The 13,264-nt window shown below is 41.9% G+C and carries 7 protein-coding genes; 1 reads left to right on the plus strand and 6 read right to left on the minus strand.

What is annotated here, in order from left to right; genetic code table 11:
- Positions 1-15: 15 nt before the first annotated feature.
- The 5 genes from LNTAR_RS06960 to LNTAR_RS06980 all read right to left on the minus strand — a co-directional run bounded on the left by LNTAR_RS06960 (position 16) and on the right by LNTAR_RS06980 (position 7,795).
- On the minus strand, positions 16-1,020 hold the full coding sequence (locus tag LNTAR_RS06960; RefSeq protein WP_040914375.1) for a ThuA domain-containing protein: 1,005 nt from the start codon (positions 1,018-1,020) through the stop codon (positions 16-18).
- 4 nt (positions 1,021-1,024) lie between these two features.
- Positions 1,025-2,731, minus strand: coding sequence for a beta-galactosidase (locus LNTAR_RS06965; RefSeq protein WP_007277955.1), 1,707 nt, complete (start codon positions 2,729-2,731; stop codon positions 1,025-1,027).
- 14 nt (positions 2,732-2,745) lie between these two features.
- Positions 2,746-4,386 carry a glycoside hydrolase family 31 protein gene (locus LNTAR_RS06970; protein WP_007277956.1) on the minus strand — a complete coding sequence of 547 codons (1,641 nt, stop codon included), beginning with the start codon at positions 4,384-4,386 and terminating at the stop codon, positions 2,746-2,748.
- Positions 4,387-4,788: 402 nt separating this feature from the next.
- A complete protein-coding gene (locus tag LNTAR_RS06975) occupies positions 4,789-6,180 on the minus strand; it encodes a sulfatase (protein ID WP_007277958.1) in 1,392 nt (463 codons plus the stop codon).
- Positions 6,181-6,211: 31 nt separating this feature from the next.
- A complete protein-coding gene (locus LNTAR_RS06980) occupies positions 6,212-7,795 on the minus strand; it encodes an arylsulfatase (RefSeq protein ID WP_007277959.1) in 1,584 nt (527 codons plus the stop codon).
- A gap of 249 nt (positions 7,796-8,044) precedes the next feature.
- Between LNTAR_RS06980 and LNTAR_RS06985 the strand changes: the two genes are divergently transcribed.
- Positions 8,045-10,621: a DUF7133 domain-containing protein gene (locus LNTAR_RS06985; RefSeq protein ID WP_007277960.1), complete on the plus strand. Its 2,577-nt coding sequence runs from the start codon at positions 8,045-8,047 to the stop codon at positions 10,619-10,621.
- A gap of 429 nt (positions 10,622-11,050) precedes the next feature.
- On the opposite strand, the gene LNTAR_RS06990 is transcribed toward LNTAR_RS06985, so the two are convergent.
- Positions 11,051-13,108 (minus strand): serine/threonine-protein kinase, encoded by a 2,058-nt coding sequence (locus LNTAR_RS06990; protein ID WP_007277961.1) that lies wholly within the window; start codon positions 13,106-13,108, stop codon positions 11,051-11,053.
- Between the last annotated feature and the right edge of the window lie 156 nt (positions 13,109-13,264).

Here is a 13,264-nt window from a genome sequence, read left to right on the forward strand (position 1 = left end):
GGATAAATCCCGATCCTACTCACTCTTCGGAAACTTACCAATTTTCGCACTTGGAGTTGTGTCGGCTTCGATGTCCCCCATGGCGAATTGAATACCCGTGACCATATGCTGGAGAGCAATGGGATTTTCATAGGTAGATTGATTATGCCCGAGGTTGGTATAAAACACATTTGAGTTTTTGTAAGTTTTGACCCATGAAACGGGGTAGTCATTATCTTTACGTCTCATTTTATCGCGTTTCATTCCTGGTGCGAAAATATCTAGGCTGACAAGTATGCGAAGCTTTTCGCGAGTAAAATGCGAATCATCTTCATACTGATAGATTTCATCATTAATCTGATAGCCTTGGGGAATCATTTTTGAACAAGCATGGTCAGGGCATTCGTTGTAGAGTGTCACCGTTTCTTTGGCCCACCAAGGGTGACCATTAAATAAACCGCCTATGGCCTCTTTATAATTGGCCCAATCCTTGTGGCAGTCGGTCGCTGCGTGAATGCCGATCAAGCCTTTTTTAGATTCAAAAAACTTTTCGAAAGCAGCTCGAGCTTTAGGAGAAACAATCGCATTCTGAGTCGCATTAATAATCATAATGCCATCAAATTGCGCTAGTGATTCATCGGTAAAAATAGCTTCGTCTTCAGTGTGATAAATTTCATAAGCACCCGTTTGTTGACCTACTGCCGTCAGCATTTTTGTGCCAAATTCAATGGACCCATGACGAAAGCCCGTAGTATGAGAATAAGCCAATAACTTTCTTTTCTTTTGAGGTTTAACGACATCGAGCTTAGCGATCATTTTTTCATATTCATGAGCATTTTCAATCATCCTTGCCTGAGCCAAGAGCTCACTACCTTGAGCCCTAAGCTTGTAGTACTTTACTTTGTCAGTTTCTTTGAGAGGCTTGGCCTTCTTCATAAAAGCTTGTCCCCTCTTTTTTAAGTCCGCCACCGATTCCTCAGCCTGTATAGAAATCAAGCTAAAACATAGCGATAAAGTAAGAATGAATTTGAGCACTTGCATCTCCTTAGGGGTTCACTTTGATCAAGCGAACAAATGAAAGGGGAGCTCCGCCTTCAATGATAATTTGCTGATCTTTAATTTCAGATTTTTTAATAAAATAGGTCACTGTTTTTAAATCATTTGTGCCTTTCAAAAGGACTTGGCTCTTATTAAAACCTTTGAGCTTTATTTCGCCGTTGTCCTGATCAAAATAAGATATTTTTAGGGCTATGTCTTCACCGCATTTTGCTAGCCATTGGCTATCAATATTAAAAACTAATTGATCCGCTTTGCGAGCAATTAAGTCATAACTGCGGTCCTTGGGAGTCATCCATTGATGAACCCCATGGGAAACTTTTACGAGAGCTTCACTTTTGAATTCAGCTGTATCACGCTGTTTAAGTCCGCGTTCAAAATTCTTAACCGGTATAAATTCTTTATCTTTTATACTCTCAGAAAAGTAATCCTGTGGATAATTTCTAAAGCTCCATCTTTTAATATAACTTTCGCGAAGTGCGCACCAAATATCTGGACTATCGGCAATGGATTTCCCCATACTTTGACCGACCCATACCAATTGCTCGGGCATGAGAGAAAAATCATTGTAAAGCAGGTAATTACTTCTCATTTGCAGGGCCCGCAAATTGGAGGTGAAGTAACGGTAAGAGAAAGAATTTGTATTCTTACCAAAGCGGAAGCCTCTTTTTGCACTTGCCCAGCTTTCTTCATATTCCTCATTTTCATCGCCGTTGAAACGGCCATCTACCGCAAAGCTATCTTCATCAACATCAAGGTGAAAATCCTTATCCAAAAGCTGACCCGATTCTTCGCTGGGAAGATGATAGAGATACATTTCTACAAAACCCCGGCGCAAGCCAAAGCCTTTCTTAACACCAAGTTTTGACCAACCACCCATAAAGACCTTATTTTCGTAGTCCTTAAAAGCTTGAGCCCAAGCGTTAATTCGTTCAACAACATGAGGGATTTTATCGGGATCTTTGCCGTGCGGACCAATTCCTTCATCTCCATAACTCGGTGAAGCATAACCAAAAAATGTGCCCACTAAATTTGGGTTTTCAGCAATTTTACTTTTGCCCATAGCTTTAATAAATTTCAAATACCTAGAATGAAATTTTGGATGGTCAACCTGGTAGTTGATTACTTTTGCAGCTTTGTATTCCTTTCGATGTGGGATCTTATATTTTTTAAGCCAATCGGGAGCAAAAACAGTAGCCGAAAATAAGGGGCGAAAAACGACTTTATAGCCCTTTTCTGCAGCTTCATTAATTTTCTGATTGAGCAAATCAAAGTTATACTGGCCTTCAACAGGCTCCATATCCTTCCACTTTATCCATAGAGCTAAAACCGGTGTAACTGGTGCTTTGATTTCTTTTAAAGATTTTTCGGCCTTGTAGTTCAGGCGATTCAAACGCGCAATACACAGGCGCCCATTAGGATCTGGTTTTACATGAGCCGGTAAGGACCAATCCCAGCCAGAGCTAATATGATCGCCTTCATGCCACTCAGCAGCCTTCATCTCCGTAACAGGAGTTTTTTCATACTTTGGCCAGTAGCGATAAGGGCCAGGACTCATACTTTGAGGAGGAGATGATAAATCCTTTAACACCGGTTTGGGAACTGAAGGTACTTGTGTTGCCTCTTTTTCTACACCCTTCATTCCACTATCACATGAAACAAAAGCTAAAATGATTAATAAACTGAGTACCTTCATATTTTCCCTTTTTTTTACTTACTTGCTACAGATTTTGCATTTTGAACTTTTTCATACCAAGGTAAACGCTCAAGCGGTACATTGATAGTTATAGTCTTGGGGCCGACAACAGTGGATCCGTCGTCTCCCTTCCAAGTACCTTTTGGAAAAACAACTTCACGTGAGCGAGCTCCCTGAGTTAATACTGGAGCCACCATTATCTTATCGCCAAGGATAAACTGGTCCTGAATGTTCTCATATTCACCTTCTGGGAAGAGGTATTCGAGTGACTTCACAATGGGCTCACCCGTTTTCGCAGATTTCTTTGCCATATCTAAAATGTCTTGACCAAACTTTGAGTGAAGAGTCGCCATATCCTTACAGATTTTAGCATTTTCAGGACTAAGAACTCTCCAAGGGGCTGCGGAAAACTGCATCATCGGCATAAGTGCACTGCACTGCGCTGAACGAACGACTAATTCTTCGTCAATACTGTCCGCTTTTAGGAAGGACTGATACTCACCGCCTCCAATCATATCTGGACATGTGAAGGCATAACCCATCAGACCTTGAGCAATGATGCCTGGAATGAGTTGTCCCATATCACCCCAATTATGCTTTTTATCACGAAGACGCTGCGCTAGTGGGCGTCCGGCAAGCTTCCAAGAAGCGCGGTATTCGTTGAGAGGGTAATGAAGACCGAGTTCAGAAAAGTAGATCGTGTGATCATTAGCGTGTGTATGATTTTTAGATACCACGCCCTTCTTATAAAAACGCGCATCACCAGCATCAAATTTAAAGCCATCTACGCCATACTCTTCAACGAGGTGATCGAGCTGATCTTTGAACCAATCCATTGCCTTCGGGTTACTTAAATCAAGACAAGCACTCGCGCCATTCCACCAGCGTACAATCGCTGGTTTATTCGATGTATTGGCCCAGAGGATATTTTGAGTTTTACCTGGATCACGGAGAAGTAAATCTTCTTTTGCTAAGTGGCGGTAAGTTGCGCTATCCGCAGTCACAAAAGGGCAAACCCACATCATCACTTTAAAGCCCATCTTGTGGAGCTTATCGATCATACCTTTAGGATCTTTGAAACGCTTTGCAGAGAATTCCCATACGCCGTAGTTTTCTTGCCAGTTATCATCGATCATCAAGACACCCGGTGGGTAACCCTGATCAATAAGTTTTTGTGCATATTCAAGAATGTCTTCTTCGTTTTGGTCGTACATGAGCTCAATCCAAGTATTGTACTGAGGCTCAGTGAAAAGTAGTTCATCTGGAAGTTTACCATCAGATGGAAAGAAGTTTTTAGAAGAATACTCATAAGCATCTTTTAGTGTATCACCTGCATCACCCCATTTAATCTCAGAAAACTGAGAGCTGACGACGAGCTTACCCTTCTTGTATTCATACTTCATGGGCTCTTCACACCAAACATAGCGACCGGTATTCGATACTAACAATGGCTGAGCCTGATTACCGTAATTATTACCGAGTAAATCTCTCGTATAATCCGTTTCTTCAACGTATGGCATCTTATGACCATCAACACTTAAACCGCCCCACCAAGCTTCACCTTTTTCGAGGGGGATTTCCACTTTATACTCTTTGTCTTTTGCCTGTGCGGCAACAGCGCCTAAGGCCGCCAATGTAAATAATAATTTTTTCATTTTTAATAACTCCAGTTGTTTTGAATTAATAACCGCTGAGTAAAAACGAACCTTTACAAGTCACATCAATTTTATCGCTCTTTTATTTAAGAAATGATTTAGATAAGTACTCTTTCACATGCATTACACGGATAAAAAATGCCCCCGCCTAAGAGGCTTCTGTATAATAAATAAAGCATGCACCAAATGGTGCATGCTTTATTTATATTTTTGCATGACTAAACATGGACTACGTGCCCACTCTCAGGACTTTAAAAACTCTGCGCCCCAGCGCCTCGGCGTGATTTACTTTGTCTCACTACTGATCTTGCTTTAAAAGCAGGAAGGATTCCTGTGCTCCCAGCAAAAAAATCTGCAGGCCTCTTGCTTCTTTCTGCATAGCGGTCTTGCAGCGCAGCGGTCTTACTTCTTTTTCTCCTTGGCGGGATCATAATTGGGATTTGCTGTTGGCATTTGTGCATCCACACTAAGGCGCCAAGCTTTAAGGTCCTTAAGTAATTCTGTTGCTTTTTCGGGCATCTTCTCGGCCAAGTTTTTTTTCTCTGACTGATCATTTTTCAAATCATAGAGTTCAAGAGATCCATCCTCAAAAAACTCAATCAATTTAAAATCACCTTTGCGAATTGCGCCATAAGGTTTTGTTTTATGGTAATGAGGATAGTGCCAAAATAATGAACGTTCTTTAAGATGACCAGACTGCATTAGCAAGGGCTTCAAACTGACTCCATCTTGATGTTCTTCGAGCTTTAAAGGTAAACCTGCTAAATCGAGAATTGTAGGGTAAAAATCTGTCGCCATAACAGGAACGCTTGATACCCCAGGCTCAATGCCCGGACCTTTTATAAAAAATGGCTCTCGCACTCCACCTTCATGCGACAATGCTTTGGCTCCTTTCAAACCCCCGCAATAATTTGTCCCTACAGCGCCATTATCTCCCGTAAAAATGACGATTGTATTATCGGCAATCCCCAATTCGTCTAACTTATCAAGAACGCGCCCTACACTCTCGTCTAAACTTTGAACCATGGCCGCATAAACGGGATTTTTATGTTTATACTTACCGCTCTGCCATTTCTTTTTATATTTTTCAACTAAGTCCGGCTTAGCCTGAAGAGGTCCGTGTACTGTGTAGTAGGAAAAATACAGCAGGAACGGATCCTTTTGATGCTTTTCAATAAAATCGACGGCGTAATCAGTTAAGCGATCCGTTAGGTAATCGCCCTCTTTACTAGTCATATTTGGCATATCAAAGGGATGAAAATATATACCTCGCCCCTTAGGCTGACCCCATTCACGTCCACCAATATTTTGATCAAAGCCATGGAACTCAGGGTAGTGATCTTTCATTTTTTCTTTTTCATTGATTGGCAATAGGTGCCACTTACCAATAAAGCTCGTTGCATAACCTGCTTCTTTGAGAGCTTCGGGAAATAGAATGCCTTCGTGCTCCATTTTCATGTTCCAATCGGGAACACTGAGTTTTGCGTATGGCCTCTTGTGACCCGGTATCCAATCAGTGAGATGTGTTCGCCCAGGGTAACGTCCTGTAAGAATGGCTGCTCGGCTTGGTGAGCATACAGTACAAGCGGCATAGCCATCGCTAAAAGCCACCCCGCTTTTAGCTAAGTTATCAATATTAGGGGTTTCATGAAAGTTACTGCCCATACTCGACAAAGCTCCCCAACCAAAATCATCCACTAAAAAGAAAACAACATTGGGCTTAGCTTTTTCTGCCATTAGGAAATTCAGTGACATGATGATCATGCCAAACATGGTAACAGTTTTAAAATTCATTTTACTTCTCCTATACATATTTGAATATTGATTAATCACGACCATGCTGATCTGAGTTGAGTTCAGTATATTTCTTGACCCGCTCATTCCATGAAAGCCCTTTGGGATTTAAAGGAAGTACATTATTTTTCTCGCCCCATTCCTGCCACTTTTTCTCTAAACTCATGACTTTTTCGGGATTATTTTTCGCTGAATTTATCTGCTCAAAGGGATCTTCTTTTAAGTTATACAACTCCCAATCCCTCGTACTACTCATACGCACCAGTTTCCATCCATTGGAAATGATCGCACAAGAAGTTTGATGCTCAAAGAAAAAATCTCGTTGTGGCCACGCTTCATTTTTTATGAGTGGAAGTAAACTGATGCCATCAAGGGGAGCTATTGTTTCTTTGCGGAATTCTTTGGGGTATTCAATACCAGCCACATCCAAACAGGTAGGGAGCATATCTATGATATGAGCCTGCCCAGTGCGGATACCCTTATTTTTCATTTTGGGATAATGAAAAATAAGTGGTGAACTAATACCACCCATAAAAGTTCTGGCTTTATAAGAGCGAAAGGGAGTATTGCTAAGGTCTGCCGCAAGTTGCGAAATTTGACCACCTTCATTAGTTGCGCCATTATCGCTTAGAAAAATAAAGCAGGTGTTTTCAAAATCCCCTCGGGATTTCAACTCCTGTATGATCTCACCGATACCATCATCCATGATCTCAATCATGGCAGCATAAGTGGCCATTTCTTTTACCCAGCTTTCTTTCAGTTCATCACTTAAAGAATCCCATGAGGGGCGTTTTTTACCTTTATATTCGCTGATTTGAAGAGGCATTTGCTCTGTTTGTTTCAACAAGCCTAAATCCTTCAAACGATTAAAACGCTCTTCTAGTAGCTTATCATAACCAACTTCATATCGCTCCCTGCATTGATCGACTCTCTTTTTCGGAGCTTGGAGTGGACGGTGCGGTGCATAATGTGCTAAATAGAGAAAAAACGACTTCTGAAAGTCGTGGTTTTTAATGAAATCCAAAGCGTTTTCGGTGATCGCATCAGTGTAATAATAATCTTTTTCATAAGTCGTGATTAACTGCTCGTTGCGATAGAGTGATTTGGGTTTATAAAAATTACCCCCACCACTCATGGTTCCATAAAACTCGTCAAAACCTCTCTGTCTAGGGTAACTCCCATTTGCTTGACTTCCCTTAGGCTTCCAAGCTCCATCCACGGTCACATGCCACTTCCCCGACATATAAGTCGAATAACCCTTTGCTTTTAAAACTTCCGCAATCGTAGGTATTTTATGAGTGATTTGACCACGATACCCGGGTCGGTGTTCGTCAACGGCAGTCATCCAGCCCAAGCCTACGGCATGCTGGTGACGCCCCGTCAACAATGAAGCTCGACTCGGACAACAACGCCCTGTGTTTTTAAAATTACTAAATTTGACTCCATCTTTAGCTAGGGAATCAATATGAGGTGTTTGCACTTCCCCCCCATAAGAACCGAGATCCGAATAGCCCATGTCATCACACATAATTAGTACAATATTGGGCTTTTGATTTTGGGCAAAAACAGCGCCTAGCAATAATAAATAAAAGATAATTATGTAATTTCGAATCATTTTTTTAACCTTTCAATTTTAGACAATTTAAATATTTCGTATACATAACGCAATTAAAAACCAAACCTTTACAAGGATCTACATTTATTTTGATTCTTTATATTCCAGGCTTAAGTCTAAATTCATAAACTTTTTACATCAAAAAATAGACAGCCTCATTAAAGAAAAGCTTAGTTTTTTTATAAGAACTGATACAAAAGTTGCTTAGCAGTCGGTGTATTAGTGTAAACAATCTATTTAGGACTCAATATGAAATTTTCTTTTATTGCAAAATTAATGGCTTTTGCAACACTTTCCCAAATATGTTTTGCGCAATCCGCAAACACTATTAACCCAGATCCCGATGCGACCCCACTCAGTCCTCAGGAGTCTCACAAGCTCGTTAAAGTTCCAGAGGGATTCCAAGTCGATCTCGTTGCGGCTGAACCCATGGTTAACGAACCCATTGCTATGGCCTGGGGTGGTGATGGCGCCCTCTATGTCGTTGAACTACGTGGTTATATGCAAGATGCTGATCATACTGGCGCTCAGGATCCTGTGGGTCAAGTCGTGCGTTTAGTCGACACCAATGGTGATGGCATCATGGATAAACAAAGTGTCTTTGTGGACAAGCTCGTTGAACCCAGAACCATTGCCGCGGTCAAAGGCGGCATGCTTGTGGGAGCACCACCAGATATCTTCTTCTGCCAAGATACAACGGGTGATGGCGTTGCCGATGTACGCAAATCAATTTACGATAAGTTCGCTAAGCGCACAGGTAACGTAGAACACAAAATCAATGGCCTCATGTGGGGCTTAGACAACTACATGTACAATGCCAAAAGCTCCGAAAAATTTACTTATGCCCCTGACGATCAAGGTGGAAAAATCACTAGTCACCGCTCTGTATTCCGAGGACAATGGGGCATCACTCAGGATAGCGAAGGCAACATTTATTCAACCGGCAATACCAACCCATGGTATGGAGAACAATTCCGCCTAGATTATCTAGAGGCCGCCGGTCTTAGTAATGCGAATTTCATCAAGGATTTAGAAATGTTTGAACCCAACTTCAAAGAAGTCTTCCCAATTGTCGGAACCCCAGATGTACAAGGGGGCACAGGTGCTATTCGCCCCGAAGACAATACTCTGAAGAGCTTTACCGCCATCGGAGGTCAGCACATTTTCCGAGGAGATAAGCTGGGAGAAGATATGAAGGAGAGTTACTGGATTCCCGAACCCGTAGGACGCTTGGTGAGACGTGCCAAATTTGTCGAAGATTCTCAAGGGAACCGTAGGTTAATAAACCCCATGAAAGATCAAAAAGTTGAATTCATGGCTTCTACTGATCCTAACTTTAGACCCGTTCATGCTTACACTGGACCTGACGGCTGTCTTTATATCGTCGATATGTACCGTGGCATTATTCAGGACGGCAACTGGGTAAAACCCGGCTCTTACCTCCGTCGAGAAGTGGAACGCCGCGACCTACAAAAAAATATTCAGCGCGGTCGCATCTACCGCATCAGCAAAAAGGGCATTAAGCCTGGCGCTGTGCCAAAGCTCGATGAATTCACCACTGCTCAACTCGTCGAAGCACTTGCCCATCCCAACGGTTGGTGGCGTGACGAGGCCCAAAAGCGCCTCGTACTTGCTCAAGATAAATCTGCTGTCAAAAGCTTAAAAACAATGGCACTCAATGACTCATCTCACTTTGGCCGTCTCCACGCCATGTGGACTCTTCATGGCCTTGGTGAATGGAATGCGGATCTCGCAAAACAAGCGATACAAGACAAACATATCTCAGTTCAGGTCAACGCTGTTCGCGCGAGTGAAGCATTCATGCAACAAGATCTGGCCTTCATTGCAGAAATTGCTAAGCTAGATAATTCTAACCCCAAACTCGCCAAGCAAATTGTGCTTTCTCTTGGTCTCTGTAATTCTTTAAAAGATATTGCTCAGGAAAATCGCGAAGCCGCGAGTCAACTCATTAGTAAAACAATCTTGAAACATCTGGATAACCGCGTCTTAGCGGTATGTACGATGACCGCCATGAAAGGCAAAGAAGAATTCGTTTTGAAAAATCTTTTGGCCCAAAACCCGGACCCCAAGCATGCCAAAGAATGGATTATTAGCATGACGCGCATGATCATGGTTTCTAAAAACAAGAAGCGTGCCCTCAACTATTTAGACTACATCCTCAGCACTGATAAAAAATACCATGCAGCAATGATTCATGCTATGGAGAAAGCTCTCCCCATCACCAGAAAAGGCGATATAGATTTTGCTCAACACGATGCATACAAGTTCACTAATAAGCCTGCTTCAGTCAGCAAATTAGAAGATTTAGCTAAGACTAACAAGGCCATGGATGCATTCATAACGGAAGCTCTTTATTGGTTTACTTGGCCAGGTCAACCCGGCTACGACAAGCCACGCGTTGCGGTTCTTAAAGGCAAGGAGAAGAAACAATTTGATAAAGGCAAAATTATCTATGATAGCCTCTGCTACGCTTGTCATGGTAAAGATGGCATGGGCATTATCGGAACTGACGGTAAAAGCCTCCTTGCCCCTGCCCTCGTCAACAACCCACGCGTTAAAGGTCATCAAAATACTCTCATCAAAATCTTACTCCACGGTATGACTGGACCCATTGATGGGAAAACTTATAGTGGCCTCATGGCGCCAATGGGCTCTAATGACGATGAGTGGATGAGCGCGATCACAACTTATATACGCAATGCATGGGGCAATGGAGCATCCGCCATTCCAACTAGGCAGATTGAAAAAGTCCGCAGTTCCTATGGTGGTCGCACAAAACCATGGACTCAACAAGAGCTTCAATAAATTTAGCTACATTTAAACGCAAAGGCTTCGGGGGACTCCCTCGAAGCCTTTTTAGCTTCTTCACGGAATTGCAGGAAAGGAGCTTTAATCACTTTCTTTTTGTAAGGACCCTTCCCCGGAGGGGGAGAATACTATTAGCCCTAGGTGAATGCAATGAACCTGGGGAACTCTATAAATAAGAAGACCGTCCTCGAAGAGGGCGTACAGTCCTATTATTTCCACCCGGCTTGAGCTTGGCCCTCTTCTTCGAGGACCGAATATCATTTTCTAATGATTCACCTAGGTTTGCTATGCTCACCTAGGGCTAATCAAAGTTTGCCACCTTCGGCGACAATTGAGATAAGTCACTCTTAGTCAAAAGCCTGTTCAAGGATTTTGGCTCCGATCTCCCGAAAAAATGTAAAGAAGCCTTTTTAGTTAGGTAGAAGTTTAATCGGCGATAGAGATCACTAAGTCTTCTGGACAGCCAAGCTCTAAATGCTTGCGTGAGATCTTGAGCTTGGGTTTCACTTTAAAGTCATTGAGAACATGAAAATTTCTCACTGGTGTATTAGCGATATTGATTTCTTCTAAACCTAATTGGCTCAAGTTCGTAATTCTGAGTAAACCCGTATGACTCACATTTAAAGTTTTTAAATCAAGCGTTCGTAAAATGGATAAATAAGGAAATTGCTTACCTCCCATATTCCTCAGTGACGTTAGCTCAGGGTTATGAGAGATATCCAAATGATTCCCCTCTGGCCTTTCTGTAAACTTATAATTAAAGTTCTCCTTGGTGAGTTCAGGGTTTAAAGATATGATATACCCTTTCACTAAGTCACTATGAGCTGTCATGGAAGGATTAACTTTGCGGTCATAAATCAGCATGTAACTTTTTAACCACGCACGATTATCTGGCAATTCTTCTAAAAAATTCAAAAATTGTTCATTGCTCAAGCGCTGCTCATCATTGGGCTTGAGTATGTAATAATTTCTCGCTACACGGATTAAATCATAAATGTGTGGTGAATGAGTTGAGCATTGTTGAAGAGCATCATTTGCTTTGGTAAATTCATGTCTAATGAGATGAATAAATCCCTTTTCCGCAATCGCATTATAATCTTCCGGATTCTTCTTAATTGCCAACTCAGTTAGCGCCAGCGCCATCTCAAAATCCAGCTTGCGACTCGAGGCAATCGCCGAGCCCACGAGTAGTCGACTAAAATGCGCTTCAATTTTACTAGATGATCCCAAGTTTTCTTTGAAGTCCTGCAGCGAATTATCGAACTCAGCAATAATGCTCTCGCGACCACGCTTTTCTTTTTCATAAAGACTCAAGGCCTTTTCAGCTTTTTTTCTCGCCATAATCGCTTCTGCTTCACTCTCTCTAAGAGCCTGAATAAAGAGTGATGTCCCGACTAAACTGAAGAGTAAAAAACCAAATATAAGCTGACAACGAATGCGGTTGCGCTGATAAATGAGCTTAAGCTGTTTTAAAAAACCCGCCTCTTCTGCCTGAGTGGCATAGCCGCGTAAAAAAGCTTGTATCTCCTGCTTTAAATCATCCACTGAATCATAGCGTTGCTGGGGATCTAATTGGCAGGCTTTATAAAAAACCGCTTTGAGGCCTATCGCAATGGGCTTCTTAAAATCTCTCAAATCTCCTTCACGTGTCCCCTTTAAATATTCCTCAATACAGTCTCCTTCAACATGAATTTCTCCTGTGAGAATATGATAAAGCAGTGCCCCTAGTGAGTAGATATCTGTTTTGAAGGATTTCTCCCCTTGTGAAACCGCCTGCTCAGGTGCCATAAAACCTGGGCTTCCTTTTAATATGCCAATCTGAGTCATATCATTGAGCAAATCCATATCGAGTGTGGATTCATTGAGGTACAAATCTTCTTCTTTAGGATTATTAACAATTTTTGCCAAGCCCCAATCAATGAGCAATACTTGACCAAACTCACCCACATTAATATTTTCTGGTTTTACATCGAGGTGCAAGACATTTTTTGAGTGGGCATAAGCAATCGCATCACAAACTTTCACAAAAACATCCAACAATTGAGGCAGGTCATAAGTTTGATTTTCAAGTGAATGAAAATCTGTGAGTAAATCTTTTAGGGTCTGATCTTTAAGTAATTCCATGGTAAAAAAGGGCTGACTCGCGTCGTCGAGCTCAATATCATAAACGGGGATGATATTGGGGTGCTCTAGACTTGCGCTAATTCGCGCTTCTCGCAAAAAGCGTTCCTGATGTTCTTTACTATCCCTGAGCGGACGTGCCAAAGCGATATATCGGTCAGATCGCGCATCAAAAGTTCGAAAAATCTTCTTTTCTCCACCTCGGGCTATTTCTTCTTTTTCAGTATAGCCGAGTTTATTTTGCAAAGATGCACAAAGTGGATAGACCAGCGATTCATCAATCTCATTTTCTTCCTGATCGTCGTATAAAGAAGTGAGATCTAAATCCAAATTTTCAGTAAAACTTTTAATATCTTTGGGCATATCTATCCAGTTTGTTTTTACTATAATACACGAAAGCCAACGGAGTATCTTACGGTTTTTAAGAAAAAAAGTGAATTTAACTGTAAAGAACAGGGTTCTACCCTTCGTTAGCTAATGAGAGTGAAAAAAGAAAACGAATTACACGGAGGGCACGTC

This window comes from Lentisphaera araneosa HTCC2155 (assembly GCF_000170755.1).
Taxonomy (GTDB): domain Bacteria; phylum Verrucomicrobiota; class Lentisphaeria; order Lentisphaerales; family Lentisphaeraceae; genus Lentisphaera; species Lentisphaera araneosa.

What these genes read in the sequence shown, in the direction of transcription:
- LNTAR_RS06975 (WP_007277958.1), bottom strand. Translation starts at nt 6,180, where the DNA reads ATGAATTTTAAAACTGTTACCATGTTTGGCATGATCATCATGTCACTG.
- LNTAR_RS06970 (WP_007277956.1), bottom strand. Translation starts at nt 4,386, where the DNA reads ATGAAAAAATTATTATTTACATTGGCGGCCTTAGGCGCTGTTGCCGCA.
- LNTAR_RS06985 (WP_007277960.1), top strand. Translation starts at nt 8,045, where the DNA reads ATGAAATTTTCTTTTATTGCAAAATTAATGGCTTTTGCAACACTTTCC.
- LNTAR_RS06965 (WP_007277955.1), bottom strand. Translation starts at nt 2,731, where the DNA reads ATGAAGGTACTCAGTTTATTAATCATTTTAGCTTTTGTTTCATGTGAT.
- LNTAR_RS06990 (WP_007277961.1), bottom strand. Translation starts at nt 13,108, where the DNA reads ATGCCCAAAGATATTAAAAGTTTTACTGAAAATTTGGATTTAGATCTC.
- LNTAR_RS06980 (WP_007277959.1), bottom strand. Translation starts at nt 7,795, where the DNA reads ATGATTCGAAATTACATAATTATCTTTTATTTATTATTGCTAGGCGCT.
- LNTAR_RS06960 (WP_040914375.1), bottom strand. Translation starts at nt 1,020, where the DNA reads ATGCAAGTGCTCAAATTCATTCTTACTTTATCGCTATGTTTTAGCTTG.